The sequence below is a fragment of the Amycolatopsis stemonae genome (assembly GCF_054781455.1).
In genome coordinates, this window is sequence record NZ_BAAGUJ010000001.1 from 1,009,042 (window position 1) to 1,027,523 (window position 18,482).

Genomic DNA, 18,482 nt, shown 5'->3' on the forward strand with positions numbered 1-18,482 from the left:
ACGGAAGTGTTGACTTTCCGGACAAATGCGACGTCAGCCCGCCAGGGCCCGCGGTCCGGGCGCTACGTTGCGGTTTCAAGGTCACCCCAGACGGACAGGGAGCGTTCATGAGGGGACGGAAACCGGTCGTGCTGGCCGCCGCGCTGGTCACCGGCATCTGCCTGAGCGGCGGGGTCGCCGCCGCCGGGAACGACTGGGGCGCGCAGCCGGGCAGCGACGGCGCCGGCGACAGCTACTACCCGCAGGACGGCAACGGCGGCTACGACGTCGCCGACTACAACCTGAAGGTCGGCTACGACCCCGCGTCGCACCAGCTCACCGGGCTCCAGGACATCTCCGCCCGGGCCACGCAGTCGCTGAGCTCGTTCGACCTCGACCTGCACGGCCTGACCGTCGACTCGGTCGAGGTCGACGGCCGCGACGCGAAGTTCGCCCGGACCGGCGACCACGAGCTGGTCATCACGCCGTCGCGGGCGTTGCGGCGCGGCGACCGCTTCGGGGTCAAGATCGCCTACCACGGCGTGCCCGCCCCGATCAGCGACCCGTCGCTCGGCAACAACGGCTGGCAGTTCGCCCAGGCGGGCGGCGCGTTCGTCGCCGGGGAGCCGAAGTCGGCCACCACCTGGTACCCGGTCAACGACACCCCGCTCGACAAGGCGACGTTCCACCTCGCGATCACCGTGCCCGACGAGTGGGGCGTGATCGCGAACGGCCGCGAGAAGCCGTCGGTCAAGGCACCGGGCGGCGGCACCACGCACTTCTGGGCCGAGGAAACGCCGATCGTGCCGTACATGACGACGGTCGCGATCGACAAGTGGACCTTCGACCGCCGGCAGCGCGAGGACGGCACCCCGGTCGTCAGCGCGTTCGCCCCGGGCACCCCGGACTCGACCAAGCAGGCCGAGGGCCGGCTGCCGGAGATCCTCGACTTCCTCGAGTCGAAGTTCGGCAAGTACCCGATCGACGCCGCCGGCGGCATCTTCCTCAACGAGCAGATCGGCTTCTCGCTCGAAACGATGAGCCGCCCGATCTACTCCGCGGGCTGGGCCGGCACGGTGCCGACGATCGTCCACGAGAACGCCCACCAGTGGTACGGCGACTCGGTGGCGGTCGAGCACTGGAAGGACGTCTGCCTCAACGAGTGCTTCGCCTCCTACGCCGAATGGCTGTGGGACGAGGCGAAGGAGGGCGTCGACCTGAACAAGCAGTACGCGGACGACGTCAAGAAGGCGTCGGCGAACTTCTGGAACGGCAAGCTCTACGACATGGGCCCCGGCAAGGAGTTCACGTACGTGTACTCCAAGGGCCCGGTGATGCTGCACGCGCTGCGCAACTACGTCGGGCAGGCCGCGTTCGACCGGGTGCTCAGGACCTGGCCGGCGCTGCACCGCAACGGCAACGCGAACATGCAGGAGTTCCAGCAGTACACCGAGAAGGTCGCGCACAAGGACCTCCAGGGCTTCTTCGACGCGTGGGTGTACGGCACCGGCAAGCCCGCCGACCAGTACCTGTTCCCGGGTGGGCTGAAGCCCGCCGCCTGACGGGTAGGTTCGTGAAGGCCACCTCGCTCTTTCGAGGTGGCCTTCACGACGTCGGAGGTCGCATGGGCAAGGTGCTGGTGACGGGGTTCGCGCCGTTCGGCGGCGAGTCGGTGAACCCGTCGTGGCAGGCGGTTTCGCTGCTCGGCACGCGCCGGGACGACGTCGCCGCGGTCGAGCTGCCGTGCGAGTTCGCCGCGTCACTGCCCGCGTTGCGCGCGGCGGTCGTGACGCACCGGCCGTCCTTGGTGGTCTGCGTGGGCCAGGCGGGCGGACGTCTCGAGGTGACGCCGGAACGCGTCGCGATCAACCTGGTCGACGCCCGGATCCCCGACAACGCGGGCGCGCAGCCGGTGGACGTCCCGGTGGTCGCGGACGGGCCGGCGGCGTACTTCACGACGTTGCCGGTGAAGGCCTGCGTCGCGGCGATCCGCGCGTCGGGCGTGCCGGCGTCGGTCTCCCACACGGCCGGGACGTACGTGTGCAACCAGGTCTTCTACGGGCTGATGCACCTGCTGGCCACCGAGTTCCCGGCCATGCGCGGCGGGTTCGTGCACGTCCCGTTCAGCCCGGAGCAGGTGGCGTCGTCCGGCAAGGCCGCGCCTTCGCTGGGCGTGGACCGGATCGCGGCCGCCCTGGACGTGTTGGTGGACACGGCGTTGAAGACCACCGAGGACCTGGCCGTCAGCGCGGGCGCGGAACACTAGCCACCGCGGCCGGTCAGTTCCACGAACGCCGCCGGGCCGGGCACGTTGTGGTGGACGGTCAGGTCCGCCACCCGGTCGCCGGTCCAGGCGGGGGTGAAGCTCACGACCAGCGTGCACCGCCTCCCCGGGGCCACGTCGTGGCCGACGCACGCGCTCGCGTCCACCGCGAACTCGGTGCTGTCCAGTTCGGTCCCGGTGACCCGCAGCGCGCCGGCGCCGACGCTGCGGACCGCGACCGTGCAGGTCGTCGTCGTGCGCACCGGCGTCACCCCGCACGCGACCGACTCCGGGACGATCACCCGCGGCACCGCCGCGTCCGGGGCCGGCCCCACCGGGAACGTCGCCGGGCCGCCGCGCACGAGGTCGACCACCGTCACCCCGGTCACCGTCAGCACCAGCGCGCCCGCGGCCAGCAGCACGATCGCGATCGCCTTGATACCGCGAGCAGTGCCGTCCTTGGCGGTGAAGCCGGCGGCCGCCAGCACCGTCACCACCAGCGTCGAAACCAGCGTCGCGTTCGGACCGGCGCCGATCGCCGCCGGGACGAGCGTGCCGAGCAGCGAAGCGGCGACCGTGACGCCGAATCCGGTCCAGGAGAAGCGTTTCGCGTCGCGCAGCCGGCTCCGCACGGTCGGCGCGCGAGGCTTCGTGACTGTGCTCATGCAGGTAAGAGCACTGGCCGCCCCGGACAGGTACGACATTCGCCCGTTCGGCGGTACGGCGCCGCTCCGTGCTGCGGGCGTACGTCGTAGCGGGAATCGGTGAAGCAGACCGCGCAACTGCCTGGCAGGCGTTCAGAACTGCCGCTGCCACGGCGGCGGCACCGCGAGGTCCGGGCGCCCGGCGCCGAGCCGGACGTGCTGCAGGCCGAACGCCACGGCCGTCTCCGGCTGGCTCTGCGTCGCCGGCTGCACGCGCAGCTTCCGGGCCAGCAGGTCGGCCAGCAACGGCATCCGGCTGGGGCCGCCGACGAGGTAGACCCCGGCGAGGCGGTCGGGGGTCAGCCCGGCACGGTGGATCGTCGCTTCGAGGAGTTCCGCGCTGCGCAGCAGACTGGGTCGTACCAGCGCTTCCAGCTCCGCCCGCGTGACGACGACGTCGCCGAACGGCTCGGGCATCGGCACGGCCGTCTCGTGGTGGCGGGACAGGCTTTCCTTGGCGCCCTTGACGTCCTGCAGCAGGGCGCGCCGCTGACGTCGTTCGGACTTCGTGCGCGGGCGGAGCAAACCCTGCCACTGCGCCGGATCCGCGTAGGACACGGACCGTCCGATGTGGACGAGCAGGGCCTGGTCGATGTCGAGGCTGCCGATGTCGGTGAGCCCGTCCTCGGCGAGCACCGCGAACCCGTGCGGCGTCATGCCGACGACGGCGCAGTCGAAGGTGCCGGCCCCGAGGTCGTAAACGCCGACCGGCCCCCCGGCCCGGCCCCCGAGGGCGGCGTAGTGCGCCGCCGCGGCGACGGGCTCGGGAACCAGCCGCACGTCCCCGAACCCGGCCCGCGCCGCGGCGGCGCGAAGAACGTCCTGGCGGCGCGCGTCCCAGCCGGCGGGGTGCGAAATCCGCACCTGAGCGGGCGGGCGGCCGAGCTCACGCCAGGCTTCCTCGCCAACCCGCCGGAGGACGGCGGCGAAGGTGTCGGCGATGTCGAAGGTGTGCTCACCGAGCTGCAGGGAGCCCTCGTCGATCCGCCGCTTGGGATTGGCCTCGAACCGGCTGGGATCAAGCCGCGCCCGCCGTTCGGCTTCCAGCCCGGCAACGAGCAGCCCATCGTCGTTGACGCAGACGGCGGACGGCATGGTCACCGTCCCGTCGACCTCGACCGCCCACGGCGCCCGCCCGGCGGCCGACACCACGGCAACGGTGCTGGAAGTCCCGAAGTCGATCGACAGCACGTCCACGCAGGTTCCCCTCCCACGGGCATCGTCTCACGGCCCGGGAAGCTGCGGCCGATCAGGCGCAGACGTCGCCGGACGAGACGGTGACGTCGTGATCGTCGAAGTCGGCGACCACCCGCAGCCGCCCGCCGAGCGCGCCGACGTAGCGCCGAAGGGTGTCCAGCTCCATCTGGCCCGGATCACCCTGCTCCAGCTGGCTGATCCGCGGCTGGCTGACCCCCATCCGCCGGGCGAGCTCGGTCTGGCTGATGCCGGCGTCCTCCCGCAGCTGCGCCAGACGGAACCCGAGCACATAAGCCTGAGTGGCCTCGCGCGCGGCAGTACGGGCGGCCTCGACATCCCGCCCGGCCTCCCGGTCGGCGGCTGCCTTGTCCGCCTTCACGTCCTTCCAGGAACGGCTCATACCTCTCCTCGCTTCAGGTGCGCGCGGAAACGCTGCTCCGCGATCGGGATGTTCCGGTCGTACCAGCCTTTCCAGTTCCCGGCCTTGTCCCCGGCGACCAGGAGCAATGCGCACCGAACAGGGTCGAACGCGAAGAGAATCCTGATCTCACTGCATCCCGCGGACGCCGGTCGGAGCTCTTTCAAGTTGTGCAGGCTCGAGCCTTTGACCCGGTCGGCCAACGGCCGTCCGAGACGAGGTCCTTCACGGGCAAGCATGTCGATCGCCTCTTCGACCCGGTCCGCGGAGACCGGATCTTCACGACACAGCTTCGCGAACCACTGATCGACTTCGTCGTGAAGCTGGATCTCCCACTCCATCCGACGACTATAATGTACGCCTTATAGCGACGGATCGCCAGACGCAAGAAGGGCGGCTCCCCACTCGGGGGAACCGCCCTTCCTACGTGCCTAGAGCGTCACTCGCCTTCGGCTTCGCCGCTCTGTTCCTCGTGGCCGGCGCCGATGCTGACCGGCGGGGCGTCCGGGACCGAGGACGGCTTGCGCTCACCGCGGAAGGTGAAGTGCGCCTGGTCGTCCTTGTCCTCGGGGTTGCCGCTCCAGCCTTCGACGTCCACCAGGATGATCTGGCCCGGCTCGACCTCGCCGAAGAGGATCTTCTCCGACAGCTGGTCCTCGATCTCGCGCTGGATCGTGCGGCGCAGCGGCCGCGCGCCGAGCACCGGGTCGAAGCCGCGCTTGGCCAGCAGGGCCTTCGCCTTCGACGTCAGCTCCAGCTCCATGTCCTTGGCCTTGAGCTGCGTCTCGACGCGGCCGATCATCAGGTCGACCATCTCGATGATCTGTTCCTGCGTCAGCTGGTGGAACACGATGATGTCATCGATCCGGTTCAGGAACTCCGGGCGGAAATGCTTCTTCATTTCCTCGTTGACCTTTTGCTTCATCTTCTCGTACCGGGTGCCGGTGTCGTTGGACCCGGCGAACCCGAGCGAGACGGACTTCGAGATGTCCGAGGTGCCCAGGTTGGACGTGAAGATGAGGACCGTGTTCTTGAAGTCGACCGTGCGGCCCTGACCGTCGGTCAGGCGGCCGTCCTCCAGCACCTGCAGGAGCGTGTTGTAGATCTCCTGGTGCGCCTTCTCGATCTCGTCGAACAGGACCACCGAGAACGGCTTGCGACGCACCTTCTCCGTCAGCTGGCCGCCCTCTTCGTAGCCGACGTAGCCCGGAGGGGCACCGAAGAGCCGCGAAGCGGTGTAGCGGTCGTGGAACTCACCCATGTCGATCTGGATGAGCGCGTCGTCCTCGCCGAACAGGAACGAGGCCAGCGCCTTGGACAGCTCGGTCTTACCGACACCGGACGGGCCGGCGAAGATGAACGAGCCCGACGGGCGCTTCGGGTCCTTCAGGCCGGCACGCGTACGGCGGATCGCCTGCGAGACGGCCTTGACCGCGTCCTCCTGGCCGATGATGCGCTTGTGGAGCTCTTCCTCCATGCGCAGCAGCCGGGTGGTCTCCTCCTCGGTCAGCTTGAACACCGGGATGCCGGTCCAGTTGGCCAGCACCTCCGCGATCTGCTCGTCGTCGACCTCGGCGACGACGTCGAGGTCGCCGTCCTTCCACTGCTTCTCCCGCTCGCCCTTCTGGCCGAGGAGGGTCTTCTCCTCGTCACGCAGGCGGGCGGCCCGCTCGAAGTCCTGCGCGTCGATCGCGGACTCCTTGTCGCGACGCACGTTCGCGATCTTCTCGTCGAACTCGCGCAGGTCCGGCGGCGCGGTCATCCGGCGGATGCGCATCCGGGCGCCGGCCTCGTCGATCAGGTCGATCGCCTTGTCCGGGAGGAACCGGTCGTTGATGTACCGGTCCGCCAGGGTCGCGGCGGCGACCAGCGCCGAGTCGGTGATCGAGACGCGGTGGTGCGCCTCGTACCGGTCGCGCAGGCCCTTGAGGATCTCGATCGTGTGCTCCAGCGACGGCTCGCCGACCTGGATCGGCTGGAACCGGCGCTCGAGGGCGGCGTCCTTCTCGATGTACTTGCGGTACTCCTCGAGCGTGGTCGCGCCGATCGTCTGCAGCTCACCGCGGGCGAGCATCGGCTTCAGGATCGAAGCCGCGTCGATCGCGCCCTCGGCGGCACCCGCCCCGACCAGCGTGTGCAGCTCGTCGATGAACAGGATGATGTCGCCGCGGGTCTTGATCTCCTTGAGCACCTTCTTCAGGCGCTCTTCGAAGTCACCGCGGTAGCGGGAACCGGCGACCAGGGAGCCCAGGTCCAGCGTGTAGAGTTGCTTGTCCTTGAGCGTCTCGGGCACCTCGCCCTTGACGATGCTCTGCGCGAGGCCCTCGACGACGGCGGTCTTGCCGACGCCGGGCTCGCCGATGAGCACCGGGTTGTTCTTGGTGCGGCGGGACAGCACCTGCATGACCCGCTCGATCTCCTTGCCGCGCCCGATGACCGGGTCGAGCTTGCCCTCGCGGGCCAGCACGGTCATGTTGCGGCCGAACTGGTCCAGCACCAGCGACGAGGACGGCGTGCCCTCTCCGCGGCCGCCGGAACCGGTCTCGGTGGACTCCTTGCCCTGGTAGCCCGAGAGCAGCTGCAGCACCTGCTGACGGACCCGGTTGAGGTCCGCACCCAGCTTGACCAGGACCTGCGCGGCGACGCCCTCGCCCTCGCGGATCAGGCCGAGCAGGATGTGCTCGGTGCCGATGTAGTTGTGGCCGAGCTGCAGCGCTTCGCGCAGCGACAGCTCCAGCACCTTCTTCGCCCGCGGCGTGAAGGGGATGTGCCCGCTCGGGGCCTGCTGGCCCTGGCCGATGATCTCTTCGACCTGCTGGCGGACGCCCTCAAGCGCGATACCCAGCGACTCCAGCGCCTTGGCGGCGACACCCTCACCCTCGTGGATCAGACCCAGGAGGATGTGCTCGGTGCCGATGTAGTTGTGGTTGAGCATCCTGGCCTCTTCTTGAGCCAGGACGACCACCCGCCTCGCGCGGTCGGTGAACCTCTCAAACATGTGCACTCCCTCGACTGCTGCGCCGGCGGCCCTTGTCCATCGTGCTTTCACCGCGATGGATTCAGCACCGTGAGACCACTCTAGTAGCCAACTGGTCGCGCTGGCGTACCACTGGGGCTCTTCGTGGCCTTTTCCGCACCCGGTCGTGGCTTCCACCGGGTGCTTCCATCTTCAGGTTGCCCAGCACCTTTACGTCAACCCCAACGTGCGGGCGGCCACCCGGATTCCGCCATCCGCGCGGTGTCCGCTCACCGCGAACAGTCCGCAAGCTGGGAGTTCCCCGCTCGAGCACCACCCGATCGGCGCAGTATCGCCACTCAGTAAGGTTAGGCACGCCTAATATCGAGAGGAGAGCGGGTGAGTCAGCAGCGATCCTCCCGTGCCACGCGCGAGGTCGGCGACGGCCTCGCGTCGTCGCTCCTGCGGGTCTCCGGCCTGCGGGAACGCCCCGACCTGCGCCGCGACGTCCCGCCCGGCTGGATCCGCTGCTCGGAGCTGCTGGAGACGCCCGCGTACTTCGCCGAGTGGCGTGACCTCCTCGCCGGCTCGCTGCAGGCCTCGTACGGTGCCGCGCCGGCCCGGACGACGGCCGCCTGGGTGCTGACCTGGTACCTGTACGTCCCCGCGCACGTCGGCGCACTCCTGCTGCACCACGAGCGGCGGGTGCCGTCGCTGAAGCCCGCCGAGCTGGCGTTCCGGCTGGCCGACGACGGCCCGCACCCGGCCGGCACGGCCGTCCTGGGCACCGCGTTCCACTGCCTCCCGACCGACCCGGGCTCGGCCCGCCCGGAGGCGACGGCCGTCCGCGACGAGCGGGCCCTGGCAGCCGTCCTGCGGGCGCGCTACGTGGCCCACGCGACGCAGTTCGTCCGGGCCTACGCGCCGGTCAGCAGGCTCGGCCCGCGCGCGCTCTGGGCCGCGGCGACGGACGCGCTGGACAACGCGCTGTGGTGGGCGGGCGGCCAGGGCGGCACCCCCGAAGCCGAGGGCGCGGGCGTCGCCGACGCGGCACTGGTCCTGGACGAGCGGTACCCGCCGCTGACGTCGGCGTCGACGCTGCGCCTGGCCGAGAACCGCGAGTGGACCCGGCGGCGCGAGAGCTGCTGCTTCTCGTACCTGCTGCCCGGCGAGCCCGAATGCGACGGCTGCCCGCGCACCTGCCCCCGCTGACCGGTCAGGCCGGCCAGTGCGGGTCCCGGCCCGACGCTCCCAGCGCCCGGTCCAGCGGCGACGCGTCCCCGACGTCCACAGCGGGCCCGTAGACGCCCATCGACCGCGCCTGCTCGCCCATGGCCACCGCGGACTCGTACACCGCCGTCGCCGCCTCCGGGGCGCAGGACAGCTCCTGGCCGCTCGCCCGGGCCAGGTCCCAGCCGTGCAGGACGAACTCGCCCAGCACCATGGCGCCGACCACCGAGGCGGGCAGCTCCGCGGTCCCCAGCGCGGTCGTGCCCGTCCAGGCCGACGGCGCCCCGAAGACGTCCACGAGCGTCTCCGTCTGCTTCTCCAGCGCCGCGCGCCAGTCCGCTGTGACGAGCGCCGCCCCGGCTTCGCCGGTGGCCGGCGACGGCGGGTCCTCGCGCCGTCCCGCCGCGACCAGCCACGGGCCCCAGTACAGGAGGTGGTTGAGCAGCCCGCGGACGTCGTAGCCGGCGCACGGCGTCGGGGCGGACAGGTCGGCCACGGCGTGGGCGACCCGGAGGAACTCGGCCGCGGCGGGCCGCAAGAGCTCGGCAGTCATCCCCCGATCCAAACCACCGTGCGCGGCGTCCGTCTTGAAGGAACGCGACAGCTACCGTGGGCGCGTGGGTGAGCACCGGATCCCGCGCGGCATCGTGGCCGAGGCCACCGCGCGCACCAGATTCACGCTGACCAGGCACGCGCCCGCGCCGGAACTGGCGGAATTCGTCGACTACCACTGGGTGCTGCGCTGGGACCTGCGCGGCAAACCACCCCACGACCAGCGCGTGCTGCCGAACCTCGCCGTCCACGTGACGTTCTTCCCCGGCGCGTCGGGCGTGTACGGGCCCGCCCACGACGTCTTTTCCCACCGCCTCGAAGGCCGGGTCCAGGGCCTGGGCGTGCGTTTCCGGCCCGGGTGCTTCCGCGCGTTCCTGGACGGCCCGGTAAGTGACATCGCCGATCGGGCTGTCCCGCTCACGGACGTTTTCGGGCCGAAGGCGATCGAAGCCGCGGAATCGGTGCGGACCGCCGACGGCGACGCGCAAATGGTCCGTGCGATCGACAACTTGCTGATCGCAAATCCGGTCGAGCTCTCGTCGGCCGCGCGCGGCGCCGCGGAAGCCGTCGAATCAATCGCACGGGACCCGGGAATTACCCGGGTGGCGCAACTGTGCGCGGATACTGGACTGACCACCCGCTCCTTGCAGCGGTTGTTCGCCGAACACGTCGGCTGCCCGCCCAAGTGGGCGATCCGGATATACCGGCTCGACGAGGCGGCGCGGCGGATCGCCGCGGAAGGTGACCCGGATTACGCCGGACTGGCGGTTCGGCTGGGCTATAGCGACCAGTCGCACTTCATCCGCGATTTCCGGGCCGTGACGGGCCAGTCGCCCGGCGAGTACGCCAGGACGGCCCGCGCGGACGTCTGAGCGGTCCGGGGACGAAGAAAGCCGCCGGGTGAATAACACCCGGCGGCTTCGCCCGTGAACCCCGCTCGGAGGAGTTTCCCGGCTACCGGTGACCTGCGGATACCGGTGCGAACGGGAAGGATCCTCAGTTCTTCTTGTGGTAGGCGTCGACGACCTCGGACGGGATCCGGCCCCGGTCCGAAACCGCGTAACCGTTCTTGCGCGCCCACGCCCGAATGGCCTGGTTCTGCTCACGGTCGACGGCGGCGGGGCGCGCCGACCCCTTACCCGCCACCGGACGCACGGAAGCGCGCTTGCGGCCACCGGCACGGCGGGCGTGCTCGACATACTGGGCGAGGGCGTCCCGCAGCTCCTCGGCGTTTTCCGAGGAGAGGTCGATCTGGTAGCTGACGCCGTCCAAACCGAACTCGACCGTCTCTTCCGCCTCACTGCCGTCGAGGTCGTCGACCAGCGAGACGAGCACCTTCTGTGCCATCCGATTCCTCCTGCGGGGGACTTGCGCAATGATCTGGGTTACGGGGCGGGCCCCGCGACAGAAGACTTTGTCCAGAACATTACTACCCGCTTCCCGAGGGCAGCGCAAATCTCATTGCGGATACGACACTGCCGGGTTATTCGGGACGCACGAGCGGGAAGAGGATCGTCTCCCGGATACCGAGACCGGTCAGCGCCATGAGGAGCCGGTCGATCCCCATTCCGACGCCGCCGCTCGGCGGCATTCCGTACTCCAGGGCCCGGAGGAAATCTTCGTCGAGCCGCATGGCTTCGCTATCGCCCTGCGCGGCCAGCCGGGACTGTTCGGTGAGCCGTTCCCGCTGGATGACCGGATCGACCAGCTCGGAGTATCCGGTGGCCAGTTCGAATCCGCGCACGTAGAGGTCCCACTTCTCGGCCACGCCGGGCCGGGAGCGGTGCTGCCTCGTCAATGGCGACGTCTCCACCGGAAAATCACGGACAAACGTCGGTGCGTGCAGGTGATCTCCGACGAGGTGTTCCCACAGTTCCTCGACGAGCTTCCCGTGCCCGAGCTTCGGATCCACTTCCAGGCCCCTGGCCTGCGCGAATCCGTGCAGTTTGGCGGCGGGCGTCTCCGGCGTCACCTCTTCGCCGAGGGAATCGGACAACGACTCGTACATTCCGAGTGTGGTCCATTCGCCGGACAGGTCGTACTCCGAACCGTCGGGCAGGGTGACGACCAAAGTGTCCAGTGCCCCCAGCGCGGCCTCCTGGATCAGCTCCCGCGTCATCACCGCATTGGTTTCGTACGTCGCGTACGCCTCGTAGTACTCGACCATGGCGAACTCCGGCGAGTGCGACGAGTCGCTGCCTTCGTTCCGGAAGTTGCGGTTGATCTCGAAGACCTTCTCGATCCCGCCGACGACGCACCGCTTGAGGTAGAGCTCCGGCGCGATCCGCAGGAAGAGGTCCATGTCGAACGCGTTCGAGTGCGTGACGAACGGCCGGGCCGCGGCGCCGCCGTGCAGCGTCTGCAGCATCGGCGTCTCGACCTCGGTGAACCCGCGGCGGTGGAACGACTCGCGCAGCGACCGGACCACGCCGGCGCGCGTGCGCACGACGTCCCGCGCGCGGTCGCGCAGGATGAGGTCGACGTAGCGCTGGCGGATCCGCGTCTCCTCGGCCAGGTCCTTGTAGGCGTTCGGCAGCGGGCGCAGGGCCTTCGACGTGAGGCGCCACGAATCGGCCATCACGGACAGCTCGCCGCGCTTGGACGTGATGACCTCGCCCTGCACGAACACGTGGTCGCCGAGGTCGACATCGGACTTCCACGCGGCCAGCGCGTCCTCGCCGACCTTCGCCAGGCTGATCATCGCCTGCAGCTCGGTGCCGTCGCCCCCGCGAAGGCTCGCGAAGCACAGCTTGCCGGTGTTGCGCAGGAACATCACCCGGCCGGCGACGCCGACGATTTCGCCCGTGGCGGTGTCGGCGGGCAGCCCGGAATGCGCCGCGCGCACCTCGGCCAGCGAGTGCGTGCGGGGCACCTCGACCGGGTACGGATCGATCCCCTCGGCGAGGACCCGGTCGCGCTTCTCCCGGCGCACCCGCATCTGCTCGGGCAGTTCGTCTTCGGCGGGCTCGCTGGTGGAAGCGGGGTTTTCGGTCATGGCCCATAGGGTACGAACCCGGCCGCGCGCTACGCCAACCGGATTACCTTTCCTTTCCCTCCATTAACCTGGCCCGGTGAGTGATCCCACACCCGACATCCACGCCCGGCGCGCTTCTTCCTTCGGCAGCCGGGCGGCCGCGTACGCCGAGCACCGGCCCGATTACCCCCGGCAGGCGATCGAATGGGGCCTTTCGGGCGCGAGCGGAACGCCGCGGCGGGTGCTGGACCTGGGCGCCGGAACCGGCAAACTGACCCTCGGCCTGGCGGAACTCGGGCTCGACGTCACCGCGGTCGAACCCGATCCGGAAATGCGCGCCGAACTGGCCCGGACGGTGCCGTCGGCGACGTCGCTGCCGGGTCAGGCGGAACGGATCCCGTTGCCCGACGCCGACGTCGACGCGGTTTTCGTCGGCCAGGCGTTCCATTGGTTCGACGTCCCGGCGGCGATGACGGAGATCGGCCGCGTGCTGCGCCCGGGCGGCGTGCTGGTGCCGATGTGGAACTACGAAGACGATTCGGTCCCGTGGGTCGCGGAGTTCACCGCGCTCGGCCGCGAAGGGGCCCGCAAGCCGGCCCGCACGGACGATTTGCGGCAGTTGTCGCACCCGGGGTTCGGCCCGTTCGAAAGCGAACGGTTTCGCCATGCGCAACGCCGGACGGCGGAGAGCCTCCTCGAAACGATCGCGACGTATTCGATGGTGATCGTCTCGTCGCCGGAAGACGCGGCGGCACTGCTGACGCGGCTCCGGGAGTTCCTCGCCGGGAATCCCGCGACGGCGTACGGCGAGTTCGACCTCCCATTGATCACGTGGGCACTGCGCGCCAAGCGCCGTTAGGACATTTTTTGTCATGACGGCGTGCTAACTTCGGAAGCGACGTCCGCGGGCGTCCCGGACGAGCGCGTCGTACCCGGTCAGGACAAGACGGCGCAGTGTCTCGACAACACTGCGAAGGGTTTTCCCATGTCCTGGCTCGTTCTCGTCCTGTCCGGAATTCTCGAAACCGTCTGGGCGGCCGCCCTGAAGGGGTTCTTCCGGCCTGCTTCGGTCGTGACGTTCGTGGTCGCCCTGGTGCTGAGCATGAGCGGGCTGGCGTACGCACTGCGGGAGATCCCGCTCGGAACCGGTTACGCGATCTAGGTCGGCATCGGCACCCTCGGCACGGCGCTCTACGGCATCTTCGCCCTCGGCGACGCCGTGACGGCGGCGCGGATCACCTGCCTGACGCTGATCGTCGCGGGGGTCGCCGGCCTGAAACTGCTGCATTGACCTCGATCTGGGTCGAGGTTCGATACTGGCCGCATGCGCAGGAAATCCTTGGGGCGGGCCCTGATCTCGCTGACCTCGCTCGTGACGGCCGTCGGCCCGTACCGCGCCGACTGGAACGAAACCCACGTCCACAACCCGGCCTGGCCACCGCACGCGAAGTTCCACAACGGCCAGACGATGAGCCTGGGCCTCGCGCTCGGGGCCACCAGCCTGTGGCAGCTGTGGCGGCGGCCGACGCGCGCCGGCCTGGACGCGGGGGCCGTGCTGGCGTCGCTGTACTGGGTGACGCAGATTTCGGCGCTGGCCTACCCGGGCGCGAAGGCCGTCGACCCGCCGGGCGAGGACCGGTTCCCACAGGCCAAAGTGGCTTTCCCGGCTTTGGCGGTGACGGCGCTGGGGTACGTGCTGGAGCGGCGCAGGCTGGCCCGCGGCTGAGCCGGCCGGGTCAGGGGCGGATGTTGCGCTCGAAGACCAGCCGGAGGCCGAGCAACGTCAGGTCCGGCACGTGGTCGGTGATCGTCTCGGACTCGCCGATCACCAGCGGCGCCAGCCCGCCGGTCGCCAGCACGGCGACCGGTTCCGTGCCGCCGGGCGCCAGCTCGCGGACGATCCGGCGAACGAGCCCGTCCACCTGGCCGGCGAAGCCGTACAGGATGCCCGACTGCAGGCACTCCACGGTGTTCTTGCCGATCACCGACCGCGGCGGGACCAGCTCGACCTTCCGCAGCGCCGCCGCGCGCAACGCCAGCGCGTCCACGGAGATCTCGATGCCCGGGGCGAACGCGCCGCCCAGGAACTCGCCCCGGGCCGAGATGGCGTCGACGTTCGTGGACGTCCCGAAGTCGACCACCACGCACGCGGTGTCGTGGAGGTGGTGCGCGGCCAGCGTGTTCACCAGCCGGTCCGCGCCCACCTCCTTCGGGTTGTCCACCAGCAGCGCCACTCCCGTGCGCACGCCCGGCTCGACCACGATCTTCGGCACCTCCGCGTAGTACCGCGAAAGCATCACCCGCAGCTCGCGCAGCACCGCCGGCACCGTCGACAGCGCGCTGATGCCCGTCACGTCGTCCGCGTGCGGGCCGAGCAGGCCGCGGACCGTCAACGCCAGCTCGTCCGCCGTGATGCGCGCGTCCGTGCGCATGCGCCAGTCGCCGACGAGCGACTTGCCGGACCACAGCCCGAGCACGATGTTCGTGTTGCCGACGTCGACGGTGAGCAGCAAGCGGGTCAGCTTTCCGCGTGCAGCAGCGCGTCGAGGCGGCGGGCGTCCGCCGTTTCGGCGACCGGGAACACCGCGGTGTCGTCCTCCGGCGGCAGCGTCACCGTGCCGGACAACAGCCCGGACCCCTCGGGCGCGTAGCCCGGGTCGGCGTGCCGGTGGACGATCCGGTTGTCCGCGTCCACGAACACCACGCGTGGTTCGTAGGTCGCGGCCTCGGCGTCGTCCATCTGACCGTAGGAGATCAGGATGACCAGGTCGCCCGGGTGCACCAGGTGCGCCGCGGCACCGTTGATGCCGAGCACGCCGCTGCCGCGCTCACCCTTGATGACGTAGGTCTCCAGCCGCGCCCCGTTGGTGACGTCCACAATGGACACCTGTTCCCCCGGCAGCAGGTCCGCGGCCTCCATCAGGTCCTCGTCGACCGTGACCGAGCCGACGTAGTGCAGGTCGGCCTGGGTCACGGTGACCCGGTGGATCTTCGACTTGAGCATCGTGCGGTACATCGTGGACTCCTTATTCCCCTGCGTCCAACCGCTCCGGGTGCTCGACGGCCGCGCCGAGCAGGACCGGAACGTTGTCGATCAGCCGGGTACTCCCCACCCGGGCCGCGATCAACAGCCGTGCTTCACCATCGACGGGCGCCGGCCCGAGGTCGGTTCCCCTCAACTCCAGGTAATCCACCTCGACCGCGGGACGCGCGGCGAGGGTCTTCCACGCGGTCTCGAGGACCGCGTCCGCGCCGTCGCGGCCGACGAACGCCCCCGCGGTGAGGGCGGCCGACAGCACGACGGCGTCTTCGCGCTGCTCAGGCGTCAGGTAGACGTTGCGCGACGACAGCGCCAGCCCGTCTCGCTCGCGGACCGTCGGCACGCCGATGACGTGCGTGTCGATGTTCAGGTCCTTGACCATCCGCTTGATCAGCACCAGCTGCTGGTAGTCCTTCTCCCCGAAGAAGGCGTAGTCCGGGCGCAGCAGGTTGAACAGCTTTGCCACGACCGTCAGCACGCCGGCGAAGTGCCCGGGCCGGACAGCGCCTTCGAGCTCGTCGCCCAGCGGGCCCGGGTGGACGGTCACCACCGCGCCCTCGGCGTAGAGGGCGTCCGCGCTGGGCGTGAACCCGATCTCGACGCCGTCCTCGCTCAGCACGGCCAGGTCGGCCTCCAGCGGACGCGGGTAGGCCTCGAAGTCCTCACCCGCCCCGAACTGCAGCGGGTTGACGAAGATCGAGGTGGCCACGACGGCGTTCGGCAGCCGCTTCGCGCGGCGGATCAGCTCGCGGTGCCCGGCGTGCAGCGCGCCCATGGTCGGCACGAGCGCGAGCTTGCGGCCGACGCCGTGCAGGGCCCGGCTGACCTGGCTCATCTGCTCGGGCGACGCGAACGTGTTCAACGTGCCGCGGCTGAATTTCGGTGTGGTCACTGGTCTTGCTGCCCTTCGGCGGGATCGTCGAGGAGGTCGGTGAGGTCTTTGGCGGCCGCGGTGTCCAGCAGCCCGGCGGCCTCGGAACGCGCCACCGTGCGCTTGGCCAGCGCCCGGTAGGCCGGCGCCACGTCCGGCGCCCGGTCCGCCAGCACGGCGAGGTGCTTGCGGACGGTGCCGGCGTCGCCACGCGCGACCGGGCCGGTGAGGGCGCGGTCGCCGTGTCGCAGCACATTATCCAACGCCGCCGAAAGCAGTGGTGCCACCAGGCGTTCGGAATGCCCGATTCCCGCTTCCCGCAAGACTTCCGCGCAGTCGGCGACCAGCGTCATCAGGTGGTTCGCGCCGTGGGTCAACGCAGCGTGGTAGAGCGCTCGCGCGGAGTCGGGGATGCGGACGGGCTCGGCTCCCATCTCGACGGCGAGCGCTTCGCCGACGCTCCACGCGGCGTCGTCGTCGGCCGCCGCGGTGATCCCGATGCTGCACGCCGCCAGCCGCTCGAGGTCCTCCTCGCGCCCGGTGAACGTCATCACCGGGTGCAGCGCGAGCGGCAGCGCCCCGGCCTCGGCCGCGGGCGCCAGCACGTCGATGCCCTGCGCGCCGGAGGTGTGCACGACGATCTGCCCGGCCCGCAGCGACCCGGTCGCGACGAGCCCGCGGACCATCCCGGCGAGCGCGTCGTCGGGCAGGGCGAGCAGCACCAGGTCGGCCCGGCCGGCCGTTTCGTCGGGCGGCAGGAGGGGCACGTCGGGGAGGAGGCGTTCGGCGCGGGCCAGCGACGCGGCGGACAGACCCGACGCGGCGACCACGGTGTGCCCCGCCCGGGCCAGTGCGGCGCCGAGCACGCTGCCCACCCGGCCGGCGGACACGACACCGACCGCGAGGCGAGCGGGCCTCATCATGGCGTGCGCCTGTGGACGCTCATGGTTGGCAGACTCCCTCTGCTCTCGTTCCAGTCCCTTCCCGGGTACCGGACGAACGGCGCGAGACTAACTCGGGTGAGCGTGCGCCGTTGAGCCCGGGTGACAAGCTTCACCCGGACTGGGTCACCCGCGGGCGGCCTCGTCGGCGAGGCGCGTCGCCTCCGCCCGGGCGGACTTCAGGGTGTGCAGCAGCTCGCGCTGGCGCTGCCGGTCGGCGTCCGTGGTGAGCTCCCGCCGGTCCAGGAACGCGAGCTCGGTCACGCTCGCCTGGTACACCGCGACGGCCCTGGCGGCCCGCTTGCCGGACTGGCGTTTCGCCTGGCGGCGCCACGCGCGGCGGCCGGGCAGGCTGGCCAGCAGGTCTACCTCAGACGGCGCGATCCAGCGCTGCGCGGCCATGTGCGGCAGCGCGGTGGCGATGATGCGCTGCTCACGCCGTCGTTGCAGGACGACCAGGTAGAACACGCCGAGGAACAGCGGCAGCATGATCAGGAAGTAGACGGTGAGGAACTTCGACCCGCCGAGCAGCGCGGCGCTGTTCCACAGCGCGTGCAGGCAGACGGCGGCCAGGTAGCCGGCGATCGGCGCGAGCACCTTCAGGGCCTTCGCGGACGTCCGCACGGCGATGCCGATCCCGATGCCGGTGAGCACGGCGAACAGCGGGTGCGTGAACGGCGCGAGCACGCCACGCAGGAAGAACGCCGTGATGACGCCTTGGCTGTGCCCGTCGCCGAAGCCGTAGTCGGCGAACGCGCGGCCGAAGTAGTAGATGTTCTCGGTGAACGCGAACCCGGCGGCGCTGAACCCGGCGTAGACGACACCGTCCACGACGCCGTCGAACTCCTCGCGGCGGCGCCACACGATGAGCACCACGAACAGGGCCTTCGCGGCCTCTTCGACGATGGGCGCCGACACCAGTGCGGCGACGGTGTTGCCGCTGCCCTTGCCGAGCAGCTCGTCCCCGACGGCTTCGGCGGTGGTGTTGATGAGCAGCGCGGTGATCGTCGCGATGCAGGCGCCCCAGGCGAAGGCCAGCAACAGGAACTTCGCCGGTTCGGGCTCCCAGCGGTCCACCCAGAGGAACCCGGCGACCACGCCCGCGACCGGCACGAGCGCGGCGAGCACCCCGATGGTGACGGCGAGCGGGCCGACCCGCGCCGTCGCCAGGCCGAACAGGAACAAGCCGCAGAGGGCCACCACGATGAGCCCGAGCACCGGCAACAGCACGGTGATCCGGCGAGGCCGCCGTCCGCGATCCAGCCCTGTCGCGGGCGAGAGGGTTCCGCTCACAGCCGGTCACCCTACGCAGACGGGCCGGGAACGGATACGCCACCTGGCACGTTCAGGCGCCGAT

Annotated in this window: 18 protein-coding genes, 2 pseudogenes and 1 riboswitch; of the genes and pseudogenes, 7 read left to right on the top strand and 13 right to left on the bottom strand. The window is 70.4% G+C overall.

All coding sequences use genetic code 11. The features are described 5' to 3' along the window. Positions 1-107 precede the first annotated feature (107 nt). Both ACYVLJ_RS05010 and pcp read left to right on the top strand, forming a co-directional pair. Complete coding sequence (locus tag ACYVLJ_RS05010) at positions 108-1,541, top strand: M1 family metallopeptidase (RefSeq protein WP_460437895.1); 1,434 nt, start codon at positions 108-110, stop codon at positions 1,539-1,541. A gap of 62 nt (positions 1,542-1,603) precedes the next feature. Continuing rightward, positions 1,604-2,245, top strand: a complete 642-nt coding sequence (gene pcp, locus ACYVLJ_RS05015) for a pyroglutamyl-peptidase I (RefSeq protein WP_460437896.1) — start codon at positions 1,604-1,606, stop codon at positions 2,243-2,245. Here pcp and ACYVLJ_RS05020 read toward each other — a convergent pair. The 5 genes and pseudogenes from ACYVLJ_RS05020 to ACYVLJ_RS05040 all read right to left on the bottom strand — a co-directional run bounded on the left by ACYVLJ_RS05020 (position 2,242) and on the right by ACYVLJ_RS05040 (position 7,559). Continuing rightward, positions 2,242-2,907, bottom strand: a complete 666-nt coding sequence (locus ACYVLJ_RS05020; RefSeq protein ID WP_460437897.1) for an Ig-like domain-containing protein — start codon at positions 2,905-2,907, stop codon at positions 2,242-2,244. The two genes, pcp and ACYVLJ_RS05020, sit on opposite strands and share 4 nt — an antisense overlap. A gap of 138 nt (positions 2,908-3,045) precedes the next feature. Then, a pseudogene (locus ACYVLJ_RS05025) lies at positions 3,046-4,143 on the bottom strand (Hsp70 family protein); the annotation flags it as partial. Positions 4,144-4,195: 52 nt separating this feature from the next. Beyond that, the gene (locus tag ACYVLJ_RS05030) at positions 4,196-4,543 is read right to left on the bottom strand and encodes a helix-turn-helix domain-containing protein (protein WP_460437898.1); all 348 of its coding nucleotides are present in this window, start codon (positions 4,541-4,543) and stop codon (positions 4,196-4,198) included. After that, a complete protein-coding gene (locus ACYVLJ_RS05035) occupies positions 4,540-4,902 on the bottom strand; it encodes a type II toxin-antitoxin system RelE/ParE family toxin (RefSeq protein WP_460437899.1) in 363 nt (120 codons plus the stop codon). The genes ACYVLJ_RS05030 and ACYVLJ_RS05035 overlap by 4 nt, the downstream gene beginning before the upstream one ends. A 98-nt stretch (positions 4,903-5,000) precedes the next feature. Next, positions 5,001-7,559: an ATP-dependent Clp protease ATP-binding subunit gene (locus ACYVLJ_RS05040; protein ID WP_451969239.1), complete on the bottom strand. Its 2,559-nt coding sequence runs from the start codon at positions 7,557-7,559 to the stop codon at positions 5,001-5,003. A 357-nt stretch (positions 7,560-7,916) separates the two neighbouring features. Here ACYVLJ_RS05040 and ACYVLJ_RS05045 point away from each other — a divergent pair, with 357 nt between their 5' ends. Next, on the top strand, positions 7,917-8,729 hold the full coding sequence (locus ACYVLJ_RS05045) for a (2Fe-2S)-binding protein (RefSeq protein ID WP_460437900.1): 813 nt from the start codon (positions 7,917-7,919) through the stop codon (positions 8,727-8,729). Positions 8,730-8,733: 4 nt separating this feature from the next. Here ACYVLJ_RS05045 and ACYVLJ_RS05050 read toward each other — a convergent pair whose 3' ends face one another. Continuing rightward, entirely contained in the window at positions 8,734-9,300 is a 567-nt protein-coding gene (locus tag ACYVLJ_RS05050) for a DinB family protein (protein ID WP_460437901.1), read from the bottom strand. A gap of 34 nt (positions 9,301-9,334) precedes the next feature. Between ACYVLJ_RS05050 and ACYVLJ_RS05055 the strand changes: the two genes are divergently transcribed. Next, on the top strand, positions 9,335-10,171 hold the full coding sequence (locus tag ACYVLJ_RS05055; protein ID WP_460437902.1) for a DUF6597 domain-containing transcriptional factor: 837 nt from the start codon (positions 9,335-9,337) through the stop codon (positions 10,169-10,171). Between the two features lie 124 nt (positions 10,172-10,295). Here ACYVLJ_RS05055 and ACYVLJ_RS05060 read toward each other — a convergent pair whose 3' ends face one another. Then, positions 10,296-10,646: a histone-like nucleoid-structuring protein Lsr2 gene (locus ACYVLJ_RS05060; protein WP_451969247.1), complete on the bottom strand. Its 351-nt coding sequence runs from the start codon at positions 10,644-10,646 to the stop codon at positions 10,296-10,298. Between the two features lie 136 nt (positions 10,647-10,782). Beyond that, positions 10,783-12,294 carry a lysine--tRNA ligase gene (gene lysS / locus ACYVLJ_RS05065; protein ID WP_451969249.1) on the bottom strand — a complete coding sequence of 504 codons (1,512 nt, stop codon included), beginning with the start codon at positions 12,292-12,294 and terminating at the stop codon, positions 10,783-10,785. 76 nt (positions 12,295-12,370) lie between these two features. On the opposite strand from lysS, the gene ACYVLJ_RS05070 reads away from it, so the two are divergent. The 3 genes and pseudogenes from ACYVLJ_RS05070 (at position 12,371) to ACYVLJ_RS05080 (ending at position 13,999) form a co-directional block, all read left to right on the top strand. After that, the gene (locus ACYVLJ_RS05070) at positions 12,371-13,132 is read left to right on the top strand and encodes a class I SAM-dependent methyltransferase (RefSeq protein WP_460437903.1); all 762 of its coding nucleotides are present in this window, start codon (positions 12,371-12,373) and stop codon (positions 13,130-13,132) included. A 35-nt stretch (positions 13,133-13,167) separates the two neighbouring features. Continuing rightward, a riboswitch (guanidine-III (ykkC-III) riboswitch) is annotated at positions 13,168-13,229 on the top strand. Positions 13,230-13,258: 29 nt separating this feature from the next. Then, positions 13,259-13,564, top strand: a pseudogene (locus ACYVLJ_RS05075) (DMT family transporter). Between the two features lie 33 nt (positions 13,565-13,597). After that, positions 13,598-13,999 (top strand): DUF6640 family protein, encoded by a 402-nt coding sequence (locus tag ACYVLJ_RS05080; protein WP_451969255.1) that lies wholly within the window; start codon positions 13,598-13,600, stop codon positions 13,997-13,999. A gap of 10 nt (positions 14,000-14,009) precedes the next feature. On the opposite strand, the gene ACYVLJ_RS05085 is transcribed toward ACYVLJ_RS05080, so the two are convergent. From ACYVLJ_RS05085 to ACYVLJ_RS05105, 5 genes are all read right to left on the bottom strand, one after another. Then, on the bottom strand, positions 14,010-14,786 hold the full coding sequence (locus tag ACYVLJ_RS05085) for a type III pantothenate kinase (protein WP_451969257.1): 777 nt from the start codon (positions 14,784-14,786) through the stop codon (positions 14,010-14,012). A gap of 5 nt (positions 14,787-14,791) precedes the next feature. Then, the gene (panD, locus tag ACYVLJ_RS05090) at positions 14,792-15,289 is read right to left on the bottom strand and encodes an aspartate 1-decarboxylase (RefSeq protein ID WP_451969259.1); all 498 of its coding nucleotides are present in this window, start codon (positions 15,287-15,289) and stop codon (positions 14,792-14,794) included. A 10-nt stretch (positions 15,290-15,299) separates the two neighbouring features. After that, a complete protein-coding gene (gene panC / locus ACYVLJ_RS05095) occupies positions 15,300-16,205 on the bottom strand; it encodes a pantoate--beta-alanine ligase (protein ID WP_451969261.1) in 906 nt (301 codons plus the stop codon). Beyond that, positions 16,202-17,161 carry a Rossmann-like and DUF2520 domain-containing protein gene (locus ACYVLJ_RS05100; RefSeq protein WP_451969868.1) on the bottom strand — a complete coding sequence of 320 codons (960 nt, stop codon included), beginning with the start codon at positions 17,159-17,161 and terminating at the stop codon, positions 16,202-16,204. Before ACYVLJ_RS05100 ends, panC begins: the two co-directional genes overlap by 4 nt. 90 nt (positions 17,162-17,251) lie before the next feature. Continuing rightward, complete coding sequence (locus ACYVLJ_RS05105) at positions 17,252-18,355, bottom strand: PrsW family intramembrane metalloprotease (protein ID WP_460438013.1); 1,104 nt, start codon at positions 18,353-18,355, stop codon at positions 17,252-17,254. Positions 18,356-18,482 lie beyond the last annotated feature (127 nt).